The organism is Rhizobium sp. TAL182 (assembly GCF_002117725.1).
Classification (GTDB): domain Bacteria; phylum Pseudomonadota; class Alphaproteobacteria; order Rhizobiales; family Rhizobiaceae; genus Rhizobium; species Rhizobium esperanzae.
In genome coordinates, this window is record NZ_CP021026.1 from 45,775 (window position 1) to 70,014 (window position 24,240).

Annotated in this window: 17 protein-coding genes and 2 pseudogenes; 6 read left to right on the top strand and 13 right to left on the bottom strand. The window is 62.2% G+C overall.

Features of this window, described 5'->3' with window-relative positions; genetic code table 11:
* Positions 1-27: 27 nt before the first annotated feature.
* Together Tal182_RS23235 and Tal182_RS23240 are read right to left on the bottom strand one after the other, a co-directional pair.
* The gene (locus Tal182_RS23235; RefSeq protein WP_085861174.1) at positions 28-1,311 is read right to left on the bottom strand and encodes an extracellular solute-binding protein; all 1,284 of its coding nucleotides are present in this window, start codon (positions 1,309-1,311) and stop codon (positions 28-30) included.
* Between the two features lie 36 nt (positions 1,312-1,347).
* On the bottom strand, positions 1,348-3,669 hold the full coding sequence (locus tag Tal182_RS23240) for an alpha-L-rhamnosidase (protein ID WP_085861175.1): 2,322 nt from the start codon (positions 3,667-3,669) through the stop codon (positions 1,348-1,350).
* Between the two features lie 142 nt (positions 3,670-3,811).
* Between Tal182_RS23240 and Tal182_RS23245 the strand changes: the two genes are divergently transcribed.
* Positions 3,812-4,870 carry a LacI family DNA-binding transcriptional regulator gene (locus Tal182_RS23245; RefSeq protein WP_064806745.1) on the top strand — a complete coding sequence of 353 codons (1,059 nt, stop codon included), beginning with the start codon at positions 3,812-3,814 and terminating at the stop codon, positions 4,868-4,870.
* A 51-nt stretch (positions 4,871-4,921) separates the two neighbouring features.
* On the opposite strand, the gene Tal182_RS23250 is transcribed toward Tal182_RS23245, so the two are convergent.
* A complete protein-coding gene (locus Tal182_RS23250) occupies positions 4,922-5,833 on the bottom strand; it encodes a dihydrodipicolinate synthase family protein (protein WP_085861176.1) in 912 nt (303 codons plus the stop codon).
* 137 nt (positions 5,834-5,970) lie between these two features.
* On the opposite strand from Tal182_RS23250, the gene Tal182_RS23255 reads away from it, so the two are divergent.
* Positions 5,971-6,675: a GntR family transcriptional regulator gene (locus Tal182_RS23255; protein ID WP_064806748.1), complete on the top strand. Its 705-nt coding sequence runs from the start codon at positions 5,971-5,973 to the stop codon at positions 6,673-6,675.
* Positions 6,676-6,768: 93 nt separating this feature from the next.
* Positions 6,769-6,991: pseudogene (locus tag Tal182_RS23260) on the top strand (M24 family metallopeptidase); the annotation flags it as partial.
* Between the two features lie 322 nt (positions 6,992-7,313).
* On the opposite strand, the gene Tal182_RS23265 reads toward Tal182_RS23260, so the two are convergent.
* The 5 genes and pseudogenes from Tal182_RS23265 to Tal182_RS23290 all read right to left on the bottom strand — a co-directional run.
* Positions 7,314-10,469, bottom strand: coding sequence for an efflux RND transporter permease subunit (locus Tal182_RS23265; protein WP_085861177.1), 3,156 nt, complete (start codon positions 10,467-10,469; stop codon positions 7,314-7,316).
* Positions 10,469-11,542 (bottom strand): efflux RND transporter periplasmic adaptor subunit, encoded by a 1,074-nt coding sequence (locus tag Tal182_RS23270; protein ID WP_085861178.1) that lies wholly within the window; start codon positions 11,540-11,542, stop codon positions 10,469-10,471. The genes Tal182_RS23265 and Tal182_RS23270 overlap by 1 nt, the downstream gene beginning before the upstream one ends.
* A gap of 534 nt (positions 11,543-12,076) precedes the next feature.
* Positions 12,077-12,544 (bottom strand): hypothetical protein, encoded by a 468-nt coding sequence (locus Tal182_RS23280; RefSeq protein ID WP_245344875.1) that lies wholly within the window; start codon positions 12,542-12,544, stop codon positions 12,077-12,079.
* A complete protein-coding gene (locus Tal182_RS23285) occupies positions 12,513-13,502 on the bottom strand; it encodes an SDR family NAD(P)-dependent oxidoreductase (protein WP_210422008.1) in 990 nt (329 codons plus the stop codon). The genes Tal182_RS23280 and Tal182_RS23285 overlap by 32 nt, the downstream gene beginning before the upstream one ends.
* An 81-nt stretch (positions 13,503-13,583) precedes the next feature.
* A pseudogene (locus tag Tal182_RS23290) lies at positions 13,584-14,480 on the bottom strand (efflux RND transporter periplasmic adaptor subunit); the annotation flags it as partial.
* 147 nt (positions 14,481-14,627) lie between these two features.
* Between Tal182_RS23290 and Tal182_RS23295 the strand changes: the two are divergent.
* The 3 genes from Tal182_RS23295 (at position 14,628) to Tal182_RS23305 (ending at position 18,173) form a co-directional block, all read left to right on the top strand.
* Complete coding sequence (locus tag Tal182_RS23295; protein WP_064806778.1) at positions 14,628-15,314, top strand: response regulator; 687 nt, start codon at positions 14,628-14,630, stop codon at positions 15,312-15,314.
* A 2-nt stretch (positions 15,315-15,316) separates the two neighbouring features.
* Positions 15,317-16,606: an ATP-binding protein gene (locus tag Tal182_RS23300; protein ID WP_085861180.1), complete on the top strand. Its 1,290-nt coding sequence runs from the start codon at positions 15,317-15,319 to the stop codon at positions 16,604-16,606.
* Between the two features lie 115 nt (positions 16,607-16,721).
* Entirely contained in the window at positions 16,722-18,173 is a 1,452-nt protein-coding gene (locus Tal182_RS23305; RefSeq protein ID WP_085861181.1) for an efflux transporter outer membrane subunit, read from the top strand.
* Positions 18,174-18,191: 18 nt separating this feature from the next.
* Here Tal182_RS23305 and Tal182_RS23310 read toward each other — a convergent pair whose 3' ends face one another.
* From Tal182_RS23310 to Tal182_RS23330, 5 genes are read right to left on the bottom strand one after another with little or no spacing between them, the layout of a single operon-like run.
* Positions 18,192-19,028, bottom strand: a complete 837-nt coding sequence (locus Tal182_RS23310; RefSeq protein ID WP_064806784.1) for a CoA ester lyase — start codon at positions 19,026-19,028, stop codon at positions 18,192-18,194.
* Positions 19,025-19,477: a MaoC family dehydratase gene (locus tag Tal182_RS23315; RefSeq protein ID WP_064806785.1), complete on the bottom strand. Its 453-nt coding sequence runs from the start codon at positions 19,475-19,477 to the stop codon at positions 19,025-19,027. The genes Tal182_RS23310 and Tal182_RS23315 overlap by 4 nt, the downstream gene beginning before the upstream one ends.
* Positions 19,477-21,342 carry an acetyl/propionyl/methylcrotonyl-CoA carboxylase subunit alpha gene (locus tag Tal182_RS23320; protein ID WP_085861182.1) on the bottom strand — a complete coding sequence of 622 codons (1,866 nt, stop codon included), beginning with the start codon at positions 21,340-21,342 and terminating at the stop codon, positions 19,477-19,479. The genes Tal182_RS23315 and Tal182_RS23320 overlap by 1 nt, the downstream gene beginning before the upstream one ends.
* A gap of 7 nt (positions 21,343-21,349) precedes the next feature.
* Positions 21,350-22,960: a carboxyl transferase domain-containing protein gene (locus tag Tal182_RS23325; RefSeq protein WP_085861183.1), complete on the bottom strand. Its 1,611-nt coding sequence runs from the start codon at positions 22,958-22,960 to the stop codon at positions 21,350-21,352.
* Positions 22,957-24,102 carry an isovaleryl-CoA dehydrogenase gene (locus Tal182_RS23330; protein WP_085861184.1) on the bottom strand — a complete coding sequence of 382 codons (1,146 nt, stop codon included), beginning with the start codon at positions 24,100-24,102 and terminating at the stop codon, positions 22,957-22,959. Before Tal182_RS23330 ends, Tal182_RS23325 begins: the two co-directional genes overlap by 4 nt.
* Positions 24,103-24,240 lie beyond the last annotated feature (138 nt).

Here is a 24,240-nt window from a genome sequence, read left to right on the forward strand (position 1 = left end):
AGCGAGGTTAGCTGGCCCGAACGACCGCTACCAGTTGGGCAAGCCGAGCTGCTTGGCCTGTTTGCGCACATCCTCGTCATAGAGCTTCGCTGCCTCGGCGGGCTGGCGAATGCCGGAACCGACTTCGACGGTGATCTGCTCGAGAGCCGGGCCCTTCACCGGCGATACGAATTCCAATGCCGGGGTCGTCTTTCCCTTGGCATCGAAATAGGGGAGCATGTCCTTTACGGCGGGCGGTACGTCGGCAGGCAGATCGCAGCCGTCGATCAGCGGAGGCCCCTGCACGGTGTTGGTTTCCACCATGATCTTGCAGCCTTCGACGCTGCCGGCGAAATCCACGAATTTCTTCGCTTCTTCTGCGTGCTGGCTGGTCAGGGGAATATAGAGGGCGGGCGGCATCCAGACCGTCAGTCCGTTCGTTGCCGCATCGTCGCTCGGTTGCGCGAAGAAACCGACATCTGCAAGATTCTCGGGATAATTCTGCTTGATCGCGCCAATGGCGAAGCTCAGCATCGGATAATGCGCCGCTTCGCCGGTCGCCACCATTCTGAGGCCGTCGTCATAACTTGCCGCGCCGAAATCCTCGTTCGTCAGGCCGGCGTCGTGAACATCCTTCAGCCGTTCGAAACCTTGTGTGGCGGCGGGCGTCTCCGCATATTTCGCCTTGTTGGCGGTATAGTCGGCGGCGAAGTTCGGCACTGCGGCGTGCAGATTGTAATAGTCGGCCAGAACGAACAGCTGCGATGTCCAGGTATCGCGATAGGTCTGCGCCACGGCGATCTTGCCCGAAGCCTTGACCTTGGCATTGTTGGCCATGAAATCCGCCCATGTCTTCGGAACGGCGAGGCCGAGATCCTGATAGATCTTCCTGTTGTAGAGGATCCCGCCCGCCATGGCCGTGCCGAAAGGAACGCCGTAGAGTTTGCCATCGGCGCTGACCACAGATTTGAAGCGTTCATCCACCTTCGCCTGCGAGGCGAGACCGCTCAGATCGACAAGTGTCTGCGCCGGCTTCAGCGCCTGTAAGAGAGAGCCGGAATTATAGAGGAACACATCGGACATCTCGCCCGTTGCCAGGCGCGTCTTGATGATGTTGTCACCCTCGCCGCCGCCTGCCCGCGGCTCGATTTCGATCGTCACGTCGGGCGCCTTGGTCTGGTAGGCCGCAACCAGTGCTTCGGCTGCCGCAACCGTGTCGGGGTTGTTGTCGATCAGGAAAGACAGCGTGGTTTCTGCATGCGACGGGCTGGCCGCGGCCAAGGCCAGAAGCGCTGATGCGCCGGCAAGAATGAGCTTTATCCGATGTGTCATGACGTTCCTCCTCTGAACGGTGTGACTGTATGCTCCTCAGTAATCGGGTAGGGAAAAGACCAGCCGGTGCGTGCCGGGGGGAAGAGCCGCCTCCTCGATGACAGGCTCCCCATTGAGTGACGCATTCCGGTGCCGCCGGCCGGGCCGGAAGCGGCCGACGCACCCCTCCGGAAGCGTCAGCACATAGGTGACCTCGCTGCCGGTGCAGTGCCAGCCGGCCTCGATGCGCCCTTGGCTGATATCGTGATAGGCCGAAACCGACGAAAGCGACGGGATCGGTGCCGGATCGACGATCACTTCGGCAAAGCCGGGTGCGGCCGGGCTCGGCGAAATGCCGGCGACACATTCGAACAGCCATTGGCAGACCGCGCCATAGGCATAGTGGTTATAGCTGTTCATGTCGGGTTCGTAGATGGTGCCGTCGGGCGCCATCGAATCCCAACGCTCCCAGATCGTCGTTGCTCCCTTCGAGACCTGGTAGAGCCAGCCCGGCACATCCTCCTGCAGGAAGACTTTTTCGGCGAGGTCGTCCATGCCGAGTTTCGTCAGGGCCGGCAAAAGGGCCGGCGTGCCAATGAAGCCGGTGCCGATCTTGTAGTCGGCATCGACGACCACCTGCCTGAAATGTCGCCGGGCTGCCTCATGATGCTCACCCGGTATCAGGTCATACAGGAAGGCCAGCGCATAGGATGTCTGATCGTTATGGGCGAGCCGCCCGGCCGGCGTGATGAACTCGTTGGCGAAAGCCAACCTGATCTTGTCAGCGCGGCCCTTCATCTGTTCTTCAAGCGCTTGCTCGCCGAGTACGCCTGCGATCTTCGCGAGAAGATCCGTCGAGATGAAGTGGTAAAGGGTGGCTGCACAATCGTCGGCAATCGTCGGGCGCGGCTTTCTGTTATCGCCGACCGGCTGCAGCCAGTCGCCGAAGGTGAAGCCGCGGGCGCCCCAATGCGAGGGCGGATGGACGATCGGGCCATCCGAGATGGACCAGACGAAATCGACCCAGCGCACCATCGAGCCCAGGCACTCCGAAAGAACGGATTGGTCGCCGTAATGGGTATAGAGGACCCAGGGGATCACGACAATCGCGTCACCCCAGCCGGTCGAGCCGGCATAGCCCGGGAAATTGCCGGGGTGCAGACGCGTCGGGTCGGGCGAGAAATGCGAAACGGCGCCGTCCTCGCGCTGATCGGCCATCACATCGCGCAGATATTTCCTGAGGAAGGACCGGCTGTCGCTCAGCCAGCAGGCCGTCGCGGCAAAGACTTGGGCATCACCCGTCCAGCCAAGCCGTTCGTCGCGTTGCGGGCAATCTGTAGGCACTTCGATGAAATTGGCGCGCTGCGACCAGATGGTATTCTCAACCAGACGATTGACGAGAGGGCTGCCCGAGGTGAAGCCGCCGGCCGGTTCCGGCACCGACGAGATCGGGATCGAGGCGATATCAACAATCTCCGCATCGCCTTTGATCGTCACCCTGGCATAACGGAAGCCGTGGAAGGTGAAATGCGGCGCATAGGTCTCGTCGCCATCTCCGCTGAGCGTATAGAAGGTGTGCGCGGTAGCCGCGCGATAGTTGCGATTGTCGAAGTAGCGTTCCGGCCCAAGGACTTCCGAGTGCTCGACCCGCACTTCGGTGCCGCCGACGCCACGGACCGTGTATCTGACGTAGCCGCCGACATTCTGGCCGAAATCATAGATCGTCCTGCCTTCATGATCGGTCCAGCTTTCGATGGGGGCGACCGGCCGCAGCTCCCGCACCGCTGCGGTCTCATGCGCGACGAGCAGCCCCGTGTCGAACGGCAATCGCTCGGTCCCGTGGGTTTCGGCGATGTTTTCCAGGCGTGCGTCGTAAATCTCGCCGAAATAGATCCCCGACTTCTGGATCGGCAGAGGCCCGCTTTGCCAGGTCGTATCGGTGGAAAGAATGGTGCCGCTGGGGCCGACCAGATCCGCAATGGCCCCGATCCTGTCGCCCCAGCAGTTGGGAATAGCCTGGGCGCCCCACATGATCGGCGAGCGGTACCATCCGTCGGCGAGCCAGATTTCTATCCGGTTAAAGCCTGACTTCAGCAATCTCGAGATGTCGTATCGCTGATAGGCAATGCGGTCGTCGTAATTTGTCCAGCCGGGAGTCAGCAGATCGTTGCCGACGCGGGTGCCGTTGATGAAGCAGCGATAGAGGCCGAGCGCCGAGATGAAGAGTTCGATCGGAAGGCCGGTGTCGTCATGATCGAAGGTCTTGGAGACGAAGCTTGCGGCCGTTCCCTGGCCGCGGTCCGACAGCGGTGCGATCATCTCTCCGGACCAGGCGCGCGAAACGAGATTGCCGTCGATGGCTGCCGGCTGAAAGTTCATCAAGTCCTCCCGACGAGTTGTAGAACGTTCTCCATATAACGTTCTACATTTTTTTCGGAAGCGCAATAGAAATTTCGTCGCCAGTCTGCCATGGTGGTTCTGCGAGCGATTGTGACGGCCCGCAGCGTAACCCAGAGATTTCATGTCGATCGAAGAGAAAAAAAGACTGCAACGAAATGATCGCGTGACGATCCGGACAGTGGCAACGCATGCAGGCGTCTCGGTCGCCGCGGTCTCGAAGGTAATGCGAAACGCCTACGGCGTCAGTGAAGCGCTGCGGGCGAGGGTGACCGACGCTATTGAAGTGCTTGGATACCGTCCCTCACGCGCGGCGCGCGGGTTGCGGGGCCGCAGTTTCACCATCGGCGTGCTTTTGATCGACATCCGCAATCCCTTCCTTCCGGAGGTGATCGCCGGCGTGAACGGCGTGCTGGCGCCTTCGCATTACCAGGCGATGATCGGTGTCAGCGATGCGCGCGTGCAGCTGGAGACGTCGCTGATCGAGTCGATGATCGACTACAAGATGGATGGTCTGATCCTGGTTGCGCCGCGCCTGCCTTCCGACATCATCGCAAAATTCGCGGCTCAGATACCGATCGTCGCGGTCGGTTATCACGATGCCGGCGCCACGGCCTTCGATACGGTCAATGCCGACGACCAGCGTGGCGCCGAGATTGCGGTGGAAGCGTTGCTTGCCTGCGGCTATCGCGACATCGAAATGCTGAGCCTCGGCGAGCGTGAGGGGCACCAGGTCTCCGTCGTTCGCCAGCGCGAGATCGGCTTCCGCCGGGCGATCCAGCGCGCCGGATTGGGATCGTCTGCGCCGATCACTAAAATTCCGATCGCCCCGCCAAAGCGGGAGGAAACGATGCGAAAGTTTCTGTCGAGGAAGAACAGGCCGCGCGCCGTGTTCTGCTGGAGCGACCTCGACGCCATCACCCTTCTGAGCCTGGCGATGGAAATGGGTGTGCGTGTGCCCGAAGATCTTGCCGTCGTCGGATATGACAATTCGTCGACCGCAGCGCTCGGCCTCGTCAATCTCGCAAGCATCGATCAGTCGGGCAGGGAGCTCGGCCAGGTCGCCACCCGGACGTTGATTTCGAGAATAGAGGGTCGCACCGGCGCCGAGCATATTTTCCAGATGCCGTCTCTGGTCAGCCGCAACAGCCTGACCCGATCCGGCAAGGCTCCGGTCACTTAGAGCGAGGGATGGAAGGGCCGGCAGCTCATGTGCGCTGCCGGCCTCGTAATCTCAGGCGGCCTTGCCGAGTTTCGAGGGACGCGTCGCGGCAGCCTTCTCGACCATGGCGGTGACTTCGGTGCGCCGTGCCCCTGAAAGCGGCAGGCGCGGCATGCGCACGCGTTCGGAGCCGCGGCCCATGATCTGCTCGGCGAGCTTGATCGATTGCACGAGGTCATGCTCGGCATCGAGATGCAGAAGCGGCATGAACCAGCGGTAGATCCTGCGAGCCTCCTCCCAGTCGCCGCGTTCGGCAGCAGCAACGAGCTGCACGGATTCCTCAGGAAAGGCGCTGGTGAGGCCCGAGACCCAGCCCTTGGCGCCGAGCATCAGGCCTTCGAGCGCGACGTCGTCGAGGCCGGCGAAGATATCGAAACGGTCGCCGAATTCGTTGATGAGATCGGTGAAGCGGCGCGGATCCGGGGCGCTTTCCTTGACCGCCTTGATGTTCGGCACGTCGGCGAGCACCTTCAGCACATCGGCGCCGATATTGACGCGGTAGGCGGGCGGATTGTTGTAGAGCATGATCGGCAGCGAGGTCGCCTCGGCCACGGTGCGGAAATGCGCGATCAGCTCTTCCGGCTTCGGCACGTAGACCATGGCCGGCAGCAGCATCAGTCCGTCGGCGCCGAGCTTTTCGGCGTCGCGGGCATAGGCGACGGCACGGCGCGTGTCGAATTCGGAGACGCCCGTCACGACGGGAACGCGGCCGTTGACGACCTCGACGGCGGCTTGCAGGATCGTGCGCTTCTCATCGGGATCGAGCGAATTGTTCTCACCACATGTGCCCATGACGATCAGCCCGTTGACGCCGTCGTTGACGAGCGCGTCCTGGACGCGCTGGGTCGCGGAGAGATCCACGGACAGATCTTCGTTGAATTGCGTCGTTACGGCGGGAAATACGCCCTTCCATCCTGTTGTCATCGATCGAAACTCCGTTAAAGTCGGTTCGTTATATACAAACTGTCGACAAGACTCAATCGCCATGATTTGTAAATTCGTGGGGCGTTGCCGAAATCGGCCAAAACGCACTACAAGGCTCTCATCAAGGGGAGGGACGCATGCAGAACGACGCAGAAAATGTGCGGGTGCGCGGTTCCGGCACGCAGAGCATCTATGCCGCGCTGCGCCGGGAGATCCTGTCGATGGCGCTGGAGCCCGCCAGCCCGCTCGACGAGGTGCGGCTGTCGGAGCGTTTCGGCATGTCAAGGACACCCATCCGCGAGGCGCTGTTACGGCTTGCCGCCGATGGGCTGGTCACGACCCTGCCAAACCGGAACACGATCGTCGCGCCGATCGACTTTGCCAGCCTGCCCACCTATTTCGAAGCGCTGACGCTGATGTACCGGGTGACGACGCGCGGAGCCGCCGGGCGGCGAAATGACGCGATCATGGAGACCATCCGCCGGCACCAGAAGGATTTCGCCGGCGCCGTTGCCGCGCGCGACGCCTATGCGATGATCGAGGCGAACCGCGAATTCCATGTGGCGATCGCCGAGCTTGCCGGCAACGCCTATTACACCGCCTTCTTCGCCAGGCTGCTCGACGAAGGCCGGCGCATCCTTCGCTTGTATTATTCGACCTTCGACGACCGGCTGCCGCGCCAATATGTCGATGAACACGAGGAAATCATCGCCGCGATCGAGGCCGGTGACGCCGATCGCGCCGACCGGCTGGCGATTGCCCACGCCGCCCAGATCGTTCGCCAGATCCAGGACTATCTTGCCCGTAACCTGGACCGGCCGGTGGCGATCGGCCTGTCCTGAAGCACCGGTCGCGCGAGGACAGCAGAAACGCTAAGAACAGGAGAGCGACATGTTGTGGCCGCACCCGGTACCCCGCATCACTGAAGATGAACGGTGCCGCATCGCGCCGGCCACGGGCTCGGGCTGGAAATCCATGAAGAGCCCTAATTGTTCGCGGCAACGACACGCCGCTTGCCGCCGGCATGTGTTTTTCCAATGAACCGATGACGTCTTTCCCGAAACATTCGGGATCCGGCTGGAGGATCATATCTACATGACCGCAGACGGCCCGCGCTGGTTCACTAATCCGGCGGCGGGGCCGACCGAGCCGTTTGCCTGCGCGGACGTCATTACCGGCCAATCGATCATCGGTCTCTATCCGGCGACGCAGCCGCGCAATCTCGAGGAATTCGCCGCCTGGCGCGCCAAACACGGCCGCTGACCAGCTAAGGACGTTATGTTCTCTTCATGTCGATGAGCTTGACTGCATGCTTGCCGATCCGATGGCAGGACGCGCAGGCGGCATGATACCGCCTGCGGGGGGACACGTCCCGCGGTCTTGTTCCTCTGGGGGTAGGAACGCGACCGAAGAGGTTTGCCACAAGTGCCGAGCGTCAGGCGGCGTGGAACCGTGTGAGGATACATTTGCGGACCGCACGTCATCGCTGACCTTGTCCGCGCCTGGATTGTTCGGGGAGTAAAGCGATCGCGGTGCGATCGTTGGAGGCCTGCGGCTCCCTTTCCGCGGCTTCATCGTGCGGCCCGGACCGGCGCACGAGACGCTTCAATGCCTCATGTAGGTCGTCGACGAAGGTGAAAATGACGGGGATGACGATAAGGCTGAGCAGCGTCGACATGATGACCCCGCCAATCACCACGATGGCCATCGGCTGTCGGAAGCTGGAATCGCCGCCCATCAGGCTGAGAGCCGCCGGAAGCATGCCGCAGGCCATCGCAATGGTGGTCATGACGATCGGCCGAGCGCGTTTGTGGCAGGCATCCACCAGGGCGTCAAACCGCGACATGCCTTGGTGGCGCGACATGATCGCATATTCGATGAGAAGGATAGAATTCTTCGTTACCACGCCCATCAGCATGAGCAGGCCGATGACGGCCGGCATGGAGAAGCTGGTTCCAGTCACGACGAGCGGTACCAGTGCCCCGCCAAGCGAGAGCGGCAGAGCCATCAGCAGGGTGAGCGGCTGCAGGAAATCGTGGAAGAGCACGACGAGAACCGCATAGATGCAGAACACGCCAATTGCCATTGCGAGCGCGAAGCTTTGGAAGAGTTCCGAACTGCGCTGAAGCTCGCCTTGTTCAACAAGCGTGACGCCCGGCGGCAGATGCCGAAGTGCCGACAGCGCCTGTGCCTCGCGGTTGACATCGCCGAGGATGCGGCCGTTGAGTTCGACGGACACCGTCACATTGCGCATGCGGTCGATTCGATCGATTTCGGAGGGGCTGCCGCCGATGCGGATATCGGCAATCGATCCGAGGTCGACATTGCCGTTCGTGCCCGCCACCCGCATGTTCCTGATGTCGTCGAGTTTCGTGCGGGACTCGGGGCTGAAGCGAACGACGATGGGAACTTGCCGCTGAGGCAGATTGAGCTTGGGCAGATCTGAGGAATATTCGCCGTTAGTTGCGACGCGCACTGCGCTGGCAATGGCAGTCGATGTTACCCCAAGTGCCGCAGCACGCGTGAAATCGGGGGTGATCTGAATTTCCGGAGCCTGACGGGATGCCGTCGACGTCACGGCTCCAATGCCCTTTATGGTGCGGAGCTGTTCCTCAAGCGCCGCGCCCGCCGTATCGAGTGCGTTTGCATCGTCGCTGGCGAGCGTGATCTCGAGCTTCGTCCCGTTAGAGCCGTTGCCGACCTCCACCCGCATGCCAGGGAGGGCCGAGAGGGCCTGGCGGATGTCGTTTTCAATTTCCGACTGCTTGCGATTGCGCTCATCGATGGGTTTGAGCACGACGACGATCGTGGCAGAGCCTAGATCGCTCGAGGTGGTGACGTTAGGCCCGCCGCCGTTCGAAGAGGCGACACCCACCGAGGAAAAGACACGCGTGACGTCCTTGAGCTTGCCGACGATGTCGGCGGCCTTCCTGGTGGCGGCATCGGTCTGCTCAATGGTGGCGCCCGGCTGCATGGTGAGCGTGATGCGGGTTCGCGCATCGTCGGAAGCAGGCAGAAAACCTGATTTGAGCAAGGGGATGGTGGAAAGAGACAGCGCAACGACGACCGCGGTCAGGGCCACCGTGGTTTTGCGGTGGCGCATGGCCGCTTTCACGACTGCCATATAGGCGGTCATGACCCGTCCATCCCTTGCCTCGGCCGGATGCGCCTTCATGAAATAGGCCGCCATCATTGGCGTCAGCAGGCGGGCGACGACGAGCGAGGCAAGAACGGCGACGGCCGCGGTGATGCCGAACTGACGGAATACGAGGCCCGGTATGCCGCTCATGAAGGCCGTCGGCAGGAAAACCGCGACCAGCGTGAAGGTGGTTGCGATGACGGCAAGCCCGATCTCGTTGGCGGCTTCGAGAGCTGCATCGAAAGGCCGCTTGCCCATCTGCAGGTGGCGGGCGATGTTTTCGATCTCGACGATGGCATCGTCGACGAGGATGCCGACCACCAGCGACAGCGCAAGCAGCGTGACGATATTCAGGCTGAAATCGGCGAGGTACATGACGAGGAAGGTCGGGATGAGCGACAAGGGCAGCGCCACGGCCGACAGGATCGTTGCCCGCCAGTCGCGAAGAAACAGCCAGACGACGACGATCGCGAGGATCGCGCCTTCGTACAGCATTTCCATTGAGCCGTCGTAATTGTCGAGGATCCGCCCGATCGTGCTGTAGGCCTCATCAATCTGCACGTTGGAATGCGCGGCTGCGAATTGTTTGATCGTCCTGTCGACGTCGGCAGCGACACCGCTGTCGGAAAAGCCGTTCGAACGCTTGATTTCGACCGCGATCACCGGTTTGCCGTCGAGATAGGCGAGCGAGGAGCGCTCGGCAAAGCTGTCCGTGACGGATGCGACATCATCGAGGCGAACCTGCTGGCCGTTGGCCAGCGGAATTCTGAGCGCCTTCAGCGCTTCGACCGATGGTAGGGCGCCGAGTGTGCGCAACGTCTGACGGGTGCCGCCGATTTCGCCGAGGCCACCTGACGTATCCGCCTGCACGGCCTTCAACTGTGACGACACGGTTGCGGCGGTAACTCCGAGCGAGGCCATCGTCGAAGGATCGAGATCAACATGAACCTCGCGGTCGATCCCGCCGATGCGGTTGACCTGCCCGACGCCGGAGACGGACAGCAGCGCTTTCGTCAGATCGTTATCGACAAACCAGGAGAGCTCGGTCTCGTTGAGAGCGGTCGACCGTACGGCATAGGTAACCAGTGCGGTGCTCTGTACCGTGACCTTGGTGACGCTCGGCGTCTCCATCTGCGCCGGCAGATCGGCCTTGACGCTGTCGACGGCATTGCGGACTTCGTTCAACGCTGTTTCGCTATCCTTTTCCAGCTTGAAGGAAACCTTGATCGAGACGCTGCCATCAGTGATCGTCGTGGTGACATGGTCGAGATAGCTGAGCGCGGCGAGACTATCCTCGATGGGGCGGGCGACCTCGGTTTCAAGCTGCGTCGGCGCCGCTCCTTCGAGCGTGGCGCTGACGGTGATCGTCGGAAGGTCCATATCGGGAAAGTTTTGGATCGGCAGCTGCTTGAAGGCCAGGAGCCCACCAACGGTGAGCATCACAAACAGCAATATCGCCGGTACGGGGTTGCGGATGGACCACGCTGAGAAGTTCATCAGTTTTTCTCCGCAATCTTCACAAGGTCATTATTCGACAGGAATGCGCCGCCCGAAGTCACCACTTTGGTCGAGCGCTCTATGCCCGAGACGATTTCCACTTCGCCATTGTTGCGGCGACCGGTTTCGACCCGGACCCTTTGCACCCGTTGATCCGCGGCGGCGGTAAAGACGTAGCTGATCCCGTCCCGGAACACGATTGCCGTTTCGGGAACGGTCAGCGCCGGGGAGGTCTGCAGCTCGATATTGCCGGTCACATAGAGTCCGGTGCGGGGACGTGCGTCTGCGGGAAGCGCGACATAGACGATCGTCCGGCTGGTATCGGTGCTGACCGATGGGCCGACCAGCCTCACCTTGCCTTCGATGACTTCGTTGTCCGGCCCGTTGATCTTGACGCGCAAACCTTCTGAAATGCGCGGAAGGTAACGTGCTGAAACCTCGGCCTGCCATTCGATCCGCTGCTGGCGAACCATGCGGAAGAGTTCAGTGCCGGCGGAGACGACAGCGCCGAGGTCGGCGGAGCGCGACGTGATGAGGCCGTCGTCGACGGCAGCGACGGTCGTCTGTGCAAGCTTGATCTTTTCGCTGTCGAGCGCCGCTTCTTCGGACTTAAGAGTCGCCTCAGCCGTCTGCTCGTCCGCGAGATATTCGACAATTTTCTCGTCGGAGAGCGCACCTGAGGGTTGGAGCTGTCGTGCCCGGTCGGCATTGGCCTTGGCCTTCGCAAGGCTTGCCTTGGCGGTCTCGACGGCCGCCTCCTGCTTACGAAGGTCGGCCAGCACGCTCTCCTGTGACAACCGGACGAGCGTCTGCCCCTTCGTTACGACGGAGCCGACATCGACGAGAACATCGGTTATCCGCAGACCGCTCGTCTCGGACGCGATGACTGCTTCCTGCCAGGGCTTCAGCCATCCGCTGGCAGGCACTGTCTCAGGCCAATCCCGTTGCTCCGGCGCCGTCAGCGAGACGGTGAGCGCGGGTGCGGCGGCTTGCTCGGCCGCGGCGCCGCGAAGGGAAAACAGAAGTGCGGCCGCAACGCATAAGGCGGCAAATGTCATAGTCGGCTTTTTCAACGATCAAATCCTTGCAGTTCCGGCACAGGCGCGGGCAAATCCTGCCGCACGACCGATGCCGCCCCTGCTACCAGTAGCGGGACGAACGTTAAGTGCGGTCAAGTTAGTGTTAAGCTGGGTAAAGTTGGGCGGAGTGCCCGACCATGGAGCTGTCAAGCCGCGGGATATCATGGCCGACGGGCGGGCGGTGGACGGGATCGTGCCTGCTCGGAAATCGGGCGCAAGTACAGATTTTGGGCCGAGACGGCCCAAAATCCTGCGAAGCTAGAGCTTTTCCGGGTTAGATTGAAGCATTCTGCCGGAGCAGGTTTTCGTCAGGGCAGAGGCGATTGGCGATGGGCATACCTCCAGGTACGTCCGAGCCGATCGCCTCTGATCCTGGCGGAAACATGCCCGGCCCTTCGGGTTGGCTGAAACGGGCCGGCTGATCGACCGGCCGGCTTGGCCGTAGAGCTGGGCTACGACGCGCGCCGGCCGGTCGACCATCCGACTCCGTTTGAGCCAACAGAATGCTTCAATCTAACCCGGAAAGCTCTAGTGGGTGAGCTTCAGGTCAGGCTTCTCCCCATCCCAAGCCTGGAGACCGTCGGGAATCTCGCGGAACCGGAGGCACTTCGACATCATTGTGCCGCAGATGCACATCGCATCACCTTTGACGGCCCAGTTTAAGGTCAGCTGAAACAGCAGAGGCCCCTTGATGTTTCCCGTGCCATCCTTGTTCAGAGTGAGTTTGAAGTTCCTGCCATTTGGCGCTTCCGCCGACCACGGCATTCCATTGGCGATAATAGCGGCCGCTGTCTGCGGCGGCAGATAGGCTTTTCCCTCTGCGGCAAAAGCGGGTGCTGCGGCAACAACCGCGACGGCCGCCATCGCGAGCGTTAGACGTTTCATGCTGGTATCCTTTCTTTCTCTGATATCAGGAAAGCGAGCGTCAGATTGCGCATGTCGCGGCATCTGTTTTCCGTTGCTATCAAGGGACAGCGGCCCCATTGCCGCGGTCACGGTAGTGTTCACCTGCGTCCGGTTCGCCGATATCGCCTGCCATTTGACCGAGGCCGACCATGACGGCACTTTCGCGCCACAACCGTTCCCGGGCGTCCGGGCTTTGCGCCAGCGCCGAGGGATCGGGGAATGTTGGTTTGCCCTTGACGAGGGAGAGATAAATTCGGCCCGCCGGCAGGGTGACGGCGCCAAGAGAGACCTCGGCCAGTGCTTCGCCGGCGCGCTCAGGTGTTCCGACCACGTATTCGGGACGGAAGAGGCCGACCAGGCGGAAGACAGTATGCATCAGGAACATGACAAGCGCCCGTGCGACGCGCGGACTGTCGCGGCCGAGCGAGGTGCCGCCGGTGAGGCCGGGGCTGAAGGCGACGACGGTGATCCCGCGTGCCTTGACGTCATCGAGAGCAGCGAAGGATTGTGCGGTCAAAAGATTGCACAGCTTGGAGGCGGCATAGGCGCGTATTCCCGAGCCGAAGCCACTCTTGCTCGGGCGCGCCAGCACCTGCGGCTCAAGAGTCTTGGGAGCGATCGGAGTAACGGCGGGATCATGGGTTTCGCTGGTGGTGATGATCAGGCGGCCGTGGTCGGCCATATCAGGCAGCAGCAGTCTTGCCAGCAGATAATGTGCGAGGTGATTGACCGCGAATGTCAGCTCATAATCGTCCGAACTCCGCCCTTCGCTCGTGGAGGACTGCATGCCAGCGTTGAGGACGAGGACGTCGATGCCGGCATCACCGAGTTGATCCCTTACCGTGTTGATGAATTGGCGGACACTGGCAAGCGAGGCGAGATCGAGCGGTATCACCTCGACGCCACGCGGGATTTTCCGTCCATTTCCACGGGCACCGACGATGACGCGCGTGTCGGGCTGGGCGGCGATGTGCCGTAGAGCGTGTGCGCCAAGCCCCGCGGTGACTCCGGTCATGACGACAACACGCTGTGGCTTGGTTCTATCCATGGCTGATCATCTCGTAATTATCCATCTCGATTCCTTGGGCCGCAGTCGCGGCGCAGTTTATCCGGTCCCCGAACATGATCGGCTCGCGGGAAGTGGCAGGGCTGGAGCGGTCTTCAGTTCGATATTGCCGGTCACGTAAAGGCCGGTGCGCGGACGCAAGTCCGCGGGAAGCGCCACATAGACGATCGCGCGGCTGGTATCGGTGCTGACCGAAGGTGCAACAAGCCTGACTTTGCCTTGAATTGGCCGATCATCCGGTCCGTTGATTTCGACGCTCAGACCTTCTGCGATGCGCGGGAGGTAGTGCGCCTGAACTTCGGCCTGCCACTCGACGCGCTGTTGGCGCGCAAGGCGAAACAGCTCCGCACCGGCCGAGACGACAGCTCCCAGTTCGGCGGAGCGCGAGATGATGAGGCCGTCGTCGACGGCGGTGATGGTCGTCTGCGCAAGCTTGATCTTTTCACTGTCGAGCGCCGCGTCTTCAGATGCAAGGCTCGCTTCTGCCGCCCGTTCGTCGGCCAGATATTCGGCGATCTTTTCGGCGGTAAGATCTCCCGCTGGGGAGAACTGCCGTGCCCGGTCGGCGTTGAGCTTGGCCTTGGACAGATTTGCCTTGGTGGCTGCGACGGCCGCCTCCTGCTTGCGCATATCGGCCAGCACGCTTTTCTGCGACAGTCGGACGAGCGTCTGTCCCTTGGTGACGACGGAACCGACATCGACGAGAACATCGGTTATGCGCAGGCCGCTCGCCTCGGAGGCGACAATCGCTTCCTGCCACGGTTTCAGCCATCCGCCTGCGGGAATGGTCTCAGATCCGTCCCGCTGCGCCGAAAGTGAGACGGTCAGCGCTGGCGCAGCCACCTGCTCCAGCATGACATTGCGCAAGAGAAAGAGAAGCGCTGCCGCGATGCATGCGGCGGCAACTGTCCCAAGCGACTTTCTCACGATGCCACTCCTTGCCGTTTTAAGCGCCGGCAGGTCGTGTCAGAGCCGATCGATGCCGTCATATCGATCAGTAGCGGGACGAACGTAAAGTGCGGTCAAGTTAGTGTTAAGCTGAGTAAAATTGATGGAGTGTTCCCATTTGTGCTGTATGACCGCTGACATGAATGACGGACGACGCGAATGAACAAGGTTCTCCTCATCGACGACGACGTCGAGCTGACGACGCTTCTGCAGGAATATCTGACGGAAGAAGGATATGACGTCGCCACTGACACGGATGGCCGTGCGGCGATTGCCGCAGCCGCCGGCAACACGGCCGACATTATTGTGCTCGACATCATGATGCCGCGAATGAACGGGATCGAAGTGCTTCAGAGAATCAGGAAGCTCAGCCAAGTCCCCGTTCTGATGCTGACCGCCCGAGGAGATGATGTCGATCGGATATCCGGTCTCAATCTCGGCGCCGACGATTATGTGCCGAAGCCGTGCTCGCCCGGCGAACTTGCGGCGAGGGTTCGCGCTATCCTGCGTCGAGCGGGTCAGCCGGTCGCCGGAGTCTCGATCGACACGGTGAGGGCCGGGCAGCTCGTGATCCATCCGGGCAGCAGGATTGCCGAGTGGCGCGGAGAACCCCTTGATCTGACCGGCACGGAATTCAGCCTGCTTGAGGTTCTTGCCCGCAATGGCGGTCAGCTCGTGTCGAAGCAGGACATTTCAAAACGCGCCTTCGGCAAGCCGCTTACGCCGTTCGACCGGCGTATCGACGTCCATATCAGCAGCGTCCGTCAGAAGCTCGGGCTGAGGGAGGACGGGCAATCCTGGATCCAGTCCGTTCGTGGCCAGGGTTACCAGCTTCTCATGGACTGAAAATGCCACGTCTTTTCTGGAAGTTCTTCAGGATCATTTGGCTGACGCTGGCGATAAGCCTCGCAGTCGTGATCCTGCTCGTCAAATTCCTTCAAGCGGTTCCGTTTGCGCGGCAGCTGGACCAGGAGCGACGGGCGATTGTCATGAATCTGACGGAGAACATCCTGCTCCACGACGGCGAAGACGCCGCCGCGCGTTTCGTTCGGACAAGCGAGAGAACTCAGCCCCTCGGCCTTACGCTTTCGAAGCCTGCTGAAGCCGGCGCCTGTACCACGAAGAGCACGGTCACCACCCGGGACGTGCTGAGGGATGGGATTTGCTATCGGCTTTCTCTCTCAGCGCCCCCCAGCTTCACGTTCGATAGGCTTGGTCCTATCATACCGTGGCTCACCATCCTGGTTGCGAGCACGATTGCGGCGGGCGCGCTCGCCCGGTATTTGATCCGCCCCGTCGTGCATTTGCGCGATGGCTTGAGCGCGCTTGCGCATGGCCGCTTTGATTTTCGCATTGGCGACAAGATGGCCGGCCGGAAGGACGAGGTGACGGCGCTCGCCTACGACTTCGATTCGACCGCCGCACGGCTTCAGGAACTTCAGGATGCGCAGCAGAGGCTGTTTCACGACGTCTCTCATGAACTGCGTTCGCCTTTGTCCCGCCTGCAGGCCGCCGTCGGCGTACTCAGGCAGAGCCCAGCCAAACTCGCCGCCATGCTGGATCGAATGGACCGGGAGGTCGAACGCCTAGACATGCTGGTAGGGGAGGTATTGACCCTTGCCAGGCTGACGGCCGGATCCGGCCGGCCGCTGAAGACGCAGACCCTTGACGTCATCGAACTGCTGAACGAAATTCTTGGCGATGCGGCCTTCGAAGCCCAGGCGCGGAAGGTCTCGATCACGACGAGCATCGACGGCACCTTTCGGGCCGAGGTCGAGGGCGAACTGATCTACCGTGCCTTCGAAAACGTCGTGCGCAATGCCGTCAAATACACCGCCGAGCATTCGCACATAAGCGTTTCCTGCGAGTGGACTGCCGAGCGCCTCAGGGTCTGCGTCACGGATCAGGGGCCAGGCGTCGGGCGGGATGAGCTTGAACGGATCTTTCAGCCGTTCTCACGCGGAAAAGAGGCGGTGCCGAAAGGAGGATACGGTCTTGGCCTCGCCATCACCAGGCAGGCCATCGAGCGTCACGGCGGGCGCGTGCATGCGTCGCTACCGGATGCCGGCGGCCTGGCGATCACGCTGGAGCTTCCCAGGAGGCCAACGTCCTATGGTGCAACCGACGATGAAAACTGATCCGGATCGCCCGCTGAGGCGCGCCGGATTTTACCTAACTTTACAGTTTCTTAACTGCTGTTAACGCTGGCACCGCTAAGCCTGAACGCCCAATCCCGGTTCAGAAGGCTCGCCAGTGAGTACCTCGCTTCGCACAAGACTCTCATCCCTCCGCTACGCCGCATCCGCATTCACACTGCTGCTGACCGGCTGCGTCAGCGGTCCGGATCACGTTCCCCCTGAGATGCCGCTTCCCGCCAAATTCGAAGCGGGGAGCAGCAAGAGCAACGGCGATGTCGTGGCGACTGAATGGTGGACGGCCTATCGCGACAAGAAGCTCGACGGGCTGGTCACTCACGGCCTCAGAGAGAACCTCGATGTGCTGCAGGCGCTCGAGAACATCAACTCCGCTTCCGCCAACGTCACGATTGCTGGGGCAGGCGCTCTGCCGAGCTTGAGCGTGGACGCATCGCACACGATATCCGGCGAGAAGGGGCGGCTGCGCACGACGGTCGGCACCACGAACACGACGGGGGGCGATGCCAGCCTGTCCTGGCTGCTCGACGTCTTCGGCCAATACCGTCGCTCGAAAGAGAGCGCCATCGCCTCGCTTGGAGCCGCTTATGCGACGGCCGACAATGCGAGGCTCACGTTTCTGAAAGACCTCGTCGAGAGTTATGTCGACGCCCGCTACTATCAGGAACGGATTGCACTCTCACAGGCGAATTTGAAATCCCGCCAGCAGACTTACGAACTTACGCAGCTGCAGCTGAAAGCCGGTGCGGCCTCCCGCCTCGACGTCGTTCAGGCCGAGGGCTTGGTACAGTCGACAAAGTCGGACATTCCCGGCCTCGAACAGAGCTTCACCGAGTCGGCCCATCACATTGCCACTCTGCTCGGAATGCCGGCGGCTTCGCTGACGGACGAGCTGCGCAAGAATACAGGCCAGCCGGTGTTCCGCGGCGACATCCGCGCCGGCATTCCGGCCGATCTTATCCGCAACCGTCCCGATATAAGAAAGGCCGAACGTGAGCTGGCGGCGGCTGTGGCCGATATCGGTGCAGCCGAAGCCCAGCTTTACCCGTCGATCTCGCTCTCCGGCTCGATTTCGCCGAGCTGGGTCAAATCATCGGGCGCCAGCGGCGCAAGCCTGACCAGTTGGTCGTTCGGCCCGACGCTCAACCTGCCGATTTTCGATGGCGGCAAGTTGCGGGCCAATGTCGACATCGAGAAATCCGATGCCAGAACCCAATATCTGGCGTGGAAGGCGGCGGTGCTGAACGGGGTCGAAGATGTCGAGAACGCGCTTGCGGCCGTTCGCCACGACACGCAGGCGCTGGGACCGTTGCGCAGGCAGGTGCAGACGGCGCAGGAATCGCTGGCGCTTTCGACCACGAGCTACAAGGATGGCGCCTCGTCGCTGCTCGACGTCCTGGATGCGCAGCGCTCGGTCTCAGATGCTCAGGAGAGCCTTGCTGCCGCCGTGCAGCAGGTCGCGAAGGATTATGTCGACCTCTATGTGGCCATCGGCGCCGGTTATCTCGAGCCGGAACAGGCCGCCTCCAAGCAAACTGCTAAGTCGGGCTGATTGGATGGGAGGTTGGGCCTATCGTCCGGCGCTTTCCAGAATGCGCAGCGCAAGTTTGAGATGCGGCAAGTCAAGCATGCGTCCGTCAAGCTGGATGACGCCGGCGTCGGGCCTGGCGGCAAAGGCGGCGGCGACTTTCTCGGCCCACGCGACCTCGGAGGCGTCAGGTGTGAAGGCGTGATTGATCGCTTCGACCTGGTTCGGATGAACGGCCATCATGCCGGAAAAGCCGTCGCGCCGGGCACGGCCGACATAGGACCTGAGACCGTTGAGATCGCGAAAATCGGGATAGACGGTATCGATTGCCGGAACGGCGGCGGCATGGGCTGCGAATAAAGTGAGCGAGCGGGCAAGCTCGTAAGGCGGCGTATAACGGCCATCCGTCCTCCGCGCGGTCGCAGCCCCTATTGCGGCGGGCAGATCCTCGGCGCCCCAGGTCAGGCCGCAAAGCTTCGTCGAGACCTCGCGGTAGCTGCCGATCTCGAAGATCGCGGACGGCGTTTCCGTCGCGATCGGCAAAATGGGAACGGCCGGCGTCAACGAGGCTGCGAGTTTGCCCACGGAAACGGCCCCCTCGGCCTTCGGCAACATGATGGCAAAGGGATGAAGACCGTTCAGAGCGGCAAGGTCGGCTTCGAATTCAGGGGAGGTGAGTGGATTGACGCGGATCAGGAGAGCGGTCTCGCCGGTATGGCCGAGGACGAATTCGTGCACGGCCTCCCGTGCTTTTGGCTTGTTCGCGGGCGCAACTGAATCTTCCAGATCGAGAATGACGGCATCGGCGCCGGAGGCGAGCGCTTTGTCGAAACGCTCCGGCCGGTCGCCGGGCACGAAGAGCAGCGAGCGCAGCCTCATGACGGTTTTACCTTCAGCATCGCCGTGCGCAGGCACTGGCAGACGATTTCATCACGCTGGTTCAGGGTCAAGTGTCGGAAGGTGACGATGCCGGCATCGGGGCGGGAGTTCGAGCGCCGCAGCTCCGTCACTTCGGTTTCCACCCGCAGCGTGTCTCCGATGAAGACCGGTTTCGGCATCGTCACCTTGTCATAGCCGAGATTAGCGACGAGCGTGCCGAGCGTGGTGTCGCCGACCGAAAGGCCGATGGTGAGCGCAAAGGTGAAAGTGCCGTTGACGACGATCCGGCCGAACTCGGTGCCGGCGGCATAATCGGCATCGAGATGCAGCGGCTGCGGATTGTGGGACAGCGTCGTGAACAGCAGATTGTCGGTCTCGGTGACGGTGCGCCGGATCTCGTGGGCGATGCGGTCGCCGACCGTCCATTCGTCGAAATAGCGGCCGGCCATCACGCCTCCTCCTTGATGACGCTGACGACCAGCTGGTTTTCCGAAACCCGGACGCCCGTGGAAACCTGCAATTTCCCAACGATGCCGTCGAAGGGCGCGCGTAGAGCATGTTCCATCTTCATCGCTTCGACCGTCAGCAGACGATCCCCCTTTGCAACAGCGTCGCCTTCGGCGACATCGACCGATATGACGAGACCGGGCATGGGCGAAAGGATGGCGCCGTCGCTTGCACCCTGGCTTGCCTCGACCTCACCTGCATGAGGCAGGCCGATCGGCCAGGCATTGCCGGCCTCGAAAAGCACGGTCTTCTCGTCGGCCCAAACGGCATTCGCCTCAAGGTCGGGTCGTACGCGCCCCCAGCGGAGGTGACCGTCGATGCGCACGCGGACGCGGCCGTCGCCTGGCCCGGCGATGCGAAAACCGGTCAGCGCCGACCAGGGATCCTCATTCGCGGCCTTCGAAAGTGCTGTGGCCGCCTTGTCGATTGTCGTCTCATCCGGCTCCTTCGCCACCAGGCTTTCACCATGGCGGTCGAGAAAGCCGGTATCGATTCGGGCGGCGCGAAAATCCGGGTCGACGGCGATGCGGGCAAGAAGACCGGCATTGGATCTGACCGGCCAGACCTCGATGCTGGCACAGGCGGCTGCGAGCTTCGACAGTGCGCCCTCGCGGTTCGGCCCATGCGCAATGATCTTGGCGATCATCGGGTCGTAGAAGGCGGTGATCTCATCCCCCTGTTCGACGCCGCTGTCGACGCGGACCGCCTCTGGAAGTTTCAGATGGTCGAGCCGGCCGGTCGAGGGCAGATAGCCGGCGGCGGGATTTTCGGCATAGAGCCGGGCTTCGAAGGCCCAGCCGTTCATGGCGATCTCGTCCTGGTTTTTCGGCAGCGGCTCGCCGTTTGCCACCTTCAGCTGCCAGAGCACCAGATCCTCGCCGGTGATTGCTTCAGTGACCGGATGCTCCACCTGCAGGCGCGTGTTCATCTCCATGAACCAGATACGGTCGGGACGCAGGCCTTGCGAGGCATCGGCGATGAATTCGATCGTGCCGGCGCCGACATAGTTCACCGCTCTTGCGGCCTTCACCGCCGCATCGCAGATCGCCGTGCGGGTGGCAGCATCGAGGCCGGGGGCGGGGGCTTCCTCGATGACCTTCTGGTGGCGGCGCTGCAGCGAACAGTCGCGTTCGAAGAGATGGACGCAGTTCCCGAAGCTGTCGGCGAAGACCTGCACCTCGATATGGCGCGGATTGGCGATATAGCGTTCGATCAGAACGCGGTCGTCGCCGAAGGAGGCGGCGGCCTCACGGCGGCAGGAGGCGAGGAGCTCGCTGAAATCCTCACGCCGGTCGACACGGCGCATGCCCTTGCCGCCGCCGCCGGCGACAGCCTTGATGAGAACAGGGTAGCCGATGGCATCGGCCTCAGCTGCAAGCCTTGCTTCGCTCTGGTCCGGCCCGAGATAACCTGGTGTGACCGGCACGCCGGCCGCCTGCATCAGTTCCTTGGCGGCGTCCTTCAGTCCCATCGCCCGGATTGCGGCCGGGGGCGCCCCGACCCAGATGAAGCCGGCCTTCTCGACCGCTTCGGCAAATTCGGCATTTTCCGACAGGAAGCCGTAGCCCGGATGGATCGCGGCAGCACGAGTTTTGCGGGCTGCTTCGAGGATGCGTGCCTCGGACAGATAGCTTTCGCGGGCGGGCGGCGGGCCGATGGCGATCGCCTCGTCGGCTTCTCTCACGAAGGGCAGGCCGGCATCGGCCTCGGAGTAGACGGCGATCGTACGGACGCCGGCGATCTTTGCCGTCCGGATGATGCGGCGGGCGATCTCGCCCCTATTGGCAATGAGAAGGCTTTCCATCATCGCCGCCTCACATCCGGAACAGGCCGAAGCGCGGCCCTTTCGGGATCGGCGCATTTAGGCAGGCGGAGAACGCAAGACCCAGGACGTCGCGCGTCTGGCTGGGGTCGATGATGCCGTCGTCCCAAAGGCGGGCGGTGGCGTAATAGGGATTGCCCTCCGCCTCGTAGTCGGCACGGATCGGCGCCTTGAAAGCCTCCTCGTCGTCAGCAGACCAATTCTCTCCGCGCGCCTCGATCGCGTCGCGGCGGATGGTGGCGAGCACGGAAGCCGCCTGTTCGCCGCCCATGACGCTGATGCGGCTGTTCGGCCAGGTGAAGAGGAAACGCGGGCGATAGGCGCGGCCGCACATGCCGTAATTGCCGGCGCCGAAACTGCCGCCGATGATGACGGTGACCTTGGGCACGGTCGCCGTGGCGACCGCCGTCACCAGCTTTGCCCCGTCCTTGGCGATGCCGCCGGCCTCGTATCGGCCGCCGACCATGAAACCTGAAATATTCTGCAGGAAGAGCAGCGGCACCCGGCGCTGACAGGCGAGCTCGATGAAATGCGCGCCCTTCAGCGCGCTTTCGGAAAAGAGCACGCCGTTATTGGCGATGACGGCGACAGGCATGCCCCAGATGCGGGCGAAGCCGCAGACGAGGGTGGTGCCGTAGAGCGGTTTGAACTCGTGCAGTTCCGAACCGTCGACAATCCGGCCGATGACTTCGCGCACGTCATAGGGTGAGCGCACGTCCTCAGGAATGATGCCGTGAAGGTCCTCGACGTCGAGCTTCGGCGGCCGTGGAGGCTGAATGTCGATATCGACCGATTTGACGCTGTTGAGGCTGGCGACGATATCGCGCACCAGAAGCAGGGCATGTTCGTCGTTTTCGGCGACATGGTCGACGACGCCCGAGCGGCGGCCATGGGTCTCGGCGCCGCCGAGCTCTTCGGCCGAAATGATTTCGCCGGTCGCGGCTTTGACCAGCGGCGGGCCGGCGAGGAAAATCGTGCCCTGATTGCGCACGATTACCGTTTCGTCGGACATGGCCGGCACATAGGCGCCGCCGGCGGTGCAGCTTCCCAAGACGCAGGCGATCTGCGGAATGCCTTCGGCCGACATCTGCGCCTGGTTGTAGAAGATCGCACCGAAATGGTCGCGGTCGGGGAAGACCTCGGCCTGATGCGGAAGATTGGCGCCGCCGCTATCAACCAGATAGAGGCAGGGCAGCCGGTTCTGCAGGGCGATCTCCTGCGCCCTGAGATGTTTCTTCACCGTCATCGGAAAATAGGCGCCGCCCTTCACCGTCGCGTCATTGGCGACGATCATTACCTCGCGGCCGCAAACGCGGCCGACGCCGGATATGATGCCGGCGCCAGGCGCCTCGTCGCCATACATGCCGTTGGCAGCCAGCGTGCCGATCTCCAGGAAGGGACTGCCAGCATCGAGCAGGAGCTGAATGCGGTCGCGCGGCAGGAGCTTGCCTTTGCCGGTATGGCGCGCGCGCGCCGCCTGCGATCCGCCCTCGCGCGCTTTCGCCGAACGCTCGCAGAGTTCGTCGATAAGCGCTCGATTCTTGGCGGTATTGGCTTTGAAGCTTTCGCTGTGTCGATCGATCGCAGTCGAAATCACCGTCATGATGCGATGAGCTCCCGCCCGATCAGATACCGGCGAATCTCATTGGTGCCGGCGCCGATATCGTAGAGCTTGGCGTCGCGCAGGAACCGCTCGACCGGCCATTCCTTGGTATAGCCGGCGCCACCAAGCGCCTGGATCGCCTCCAGCGAGACCTTCACCGCGTTCTCGCTGGCAAAGAGGATCGCGGCGGCCGCGTCGGTGCGCGTCGCGCGGCCGGCATCGCAGGCGCGGGCGACGGAATAGACATAGGCGCGGGCCGAATTCAGCGCGACATACATGTCGGCGATCTTACCCTGCATCAGCTGGAAATCGCCGATCGGCCTGCCGAACTGCTTGCGATCGCGGACATAGGGCAGCACGACATCGAGACAGGCCTGCATGATGCCGAGCGGGCCGCCGGCGAGCACGGCGCGCTCGTAATCGAGGCCGGACATCAGGATCTTCACGCCTTCTCCCTCCCGGCCCATCAACGCCTCGGCCGGCACCTCGCAATCCTGGAAGACCAGTTCGGCCGTATCGCTGCCGCGCATGCCGAGCTTGGAGAGCTTCTTGGAGACGCTGAAGCCGGGCAGGGCTTTTTCGATGATGAAGGCGGAAATGCCCTTCGGGCCGGCGGCCGGATCGGTCTTGGCATAGACGACGAGCACGTCGGCATGCGGTGCATTGGTGATCCAGAATTTGGTACCGTTGAGGACATAGCGGTCGCCTTTTTTCTCGGCCCGCAACCGCATCGAGACGACATCGGAGCCCGAGCCGACCTCCGACATGGCAAGCGAGCCGACATGTTCGCCGGAGATCAGCTTCGGCAGATGGCGGCGTTTCTGCTCCGCCGAGGCCCAGCGGCGGATTTGATTGACGCAGAGATTGGAATGGGCGCCGTAGCTGAGGCCAACGGAAGCCGAGGCGCGCGAGACCTCCTCCATGGCAACGACGTGCTCGAGATAACCGAGACCGGCGCCACCGAATTCTTCCTCGACGGTGATGCCATGCAAGCCGAGCGCGCCCATCTGAGGCCAGAGCTGGCGCGGAAACGTGTTGCTTTCGTCGATCTCCGCGGCGAGCGGAGCAATGTGATCGGCGGCAAATCGCGCCGTCACTTCGCGGATCGCATCCGCGGTTTCGCCGAGCGAAAAATCAAACATGGCACTCCTCCCGCTGAAATATGTAGCGCGGGTTGCGGCAGGTTCAAAGTGTCTGCGAATGATGCGGATAAGAACGCCAATTTCTTGAAAATATGGAAAACATGGAATATATGGAAATCAAACAGGAGACGCTATTCG